1 protein-coding gene is annotated in these 1,506 nt (G+C 58.8%); it reads left to right on the top strand.

Annotation, left to right across the window (positions count from 1 at the left end; genetic code table 11):
- Positions 1-141: 141 nt before the first annotated feature.
- Positions 142-1,176, top strand: a complete 1,035-nt coding sequence (locus ILFOPFJJ_RS34550) for an IS110 family RNA-guided transposase (protein WP_173514865.1) — start codon at positions 142-144, stop codon at positions 1,174-1,176.
- Positions 1,177-1,506 lie beyond the last annotated feature (330 nt).

The raw sequence follows: 1,506 nt of genomic DNA, 5'->3' as shown, positions 1-1,506 counted from the left end.
CGGCAACCACATGGGGTAATCGCGGGAGCGAGTCGCCCCTGATGCAGTCCCGACAATGGAAGCTGGTGGCTGTTCCCCGATAAGATGAAAGTGCGGGCTCACGACTGGCAGTCAGGCCCAGGCATCTAACGGAGAACAACCATGGAAGAGTATATCGGGCTTGACGTGTCGCTGAAAGAGACAGCCATTTCTATTCGGCGCGGTGGAAAAAGGATCTGGCGGGGTAAATGCAAATCCGATCCGAACTGCATCGTAACGTTGCTCCACAAGCATGCGCCTGACGCCAGACGGGTCGTCTTTGAGACTGGTCCCCCTTCGATATGGTTTTATCATGCGCTGACCGATGCGGGGGTTCCGGCGATTTGCATCGACGCGCGGCATGCCAAGGCGGCGCTCGACATGGCCGCGAACAAAACGGATGCGAATGACGCTGACGGCCTCGCGCATCTTGCTGAGGTCGGCTTCTACCGCGAAGTCCGGGTCAAAGGCTACGACAGCATGCTCGCCCGGACGCTTGTGGCGGCACGAACGCGGTTGGTGACGATCTGCACGGAGCTGTCAAATCAGATCCGAGGTTTGATGAAGACGTTTGGCTTAGTCATGCCGGGTGGCAAGGGTGCAACCTTCGGAAACAATGTTCGTATGCTTCTGGACGATCACCAATCTCTTTCGCGGATCATTCTCCCACTCTTGAAGGCCTGGTACAGCATGCGCGAACAAGCGGCCGAGCTCAGTAGGCAGCTGATTGCGGTCGCGCGGGCGAGCCAATCGTGCCGGCTACTCATGTCGGTTCCCGGTGTTGGTGTCGTCACGGCAACTTCGTTCGTGACCGCCATTGAAGATCCTGAGAACTTCAAGAAGTCACGGTCCGTGGGAGCCTGGCTGGGACTAACGACACGCCGGTATCAATCGGGTGAGGTCGATTATGACGGGCATATCTCGCGCCGCGGCGATGCCCATTTGCGCGGCCTCCTGTTCGAAGCCGCAACCGTCATTCTCACGCGTAGCAGTGCCGATAGCGGTTTGCGCAGATGGGGGTTAAAGCTAAGGGAAAGGCTGGGCTTCAAACGGGCCGCGGTCGCCGTTGCGCGCAGATTATCTGTCACCATGCACGCGATGCTCAAGACTGGACAGCTTTTTGACCGGGCAGTTGGAATGGATGCCACCGACGGCTAGGTGTTGCGACGACTGCCTGGTCTGATCCGAATACTTTCTGCCAGCGTCCTGATGCGCCGGTGTCAGAACGTCCCTGCCGGGACGTGGGTACGGTGATTCCGCAAGATGGGGTGCAACCGCAGTTGACCGGCGGATTGCGTCAACCACATTGGAACACTCGACCTGCGAAGCCCCATCATGCGGCGACCGTGTATCGACCGCGAAGACGACCCTGCTTCCGGCAAACGCTCATTCGGCACACGCGCAATCCAGATGCTCGGCCCCTGCATCGTTCGCTCACCGGCGCTGGCCTCAGTTCCGGTTGGACAGTTTTGAAAAAAACGCTTGCAA

This window comes from Sinorhizobium psoraleae, from assembly GCF_013283645.1.
Classification (GTDB): domain Bacteria; phylum Pseudomonadota; class Alphaproteobacteria; order Rhizobiales; family Rhizobiaceae; genus Sinorhizobium; species Sinorhizobium psoraleae.
This window is presented reverse-complemented; position numbering and strand designations above follow the sequence as displayed.

Bases quoted from the DNA above. Each gene is read 5' to 3' on its own strand.
- ILFOPFJJ_RS34550 (WP_173514865.1), top strand. From the start codon at position 142: ATGGAAGAGTATATCGGGCTTGACGTGTCGCTGAAAGAGACAGCCATT.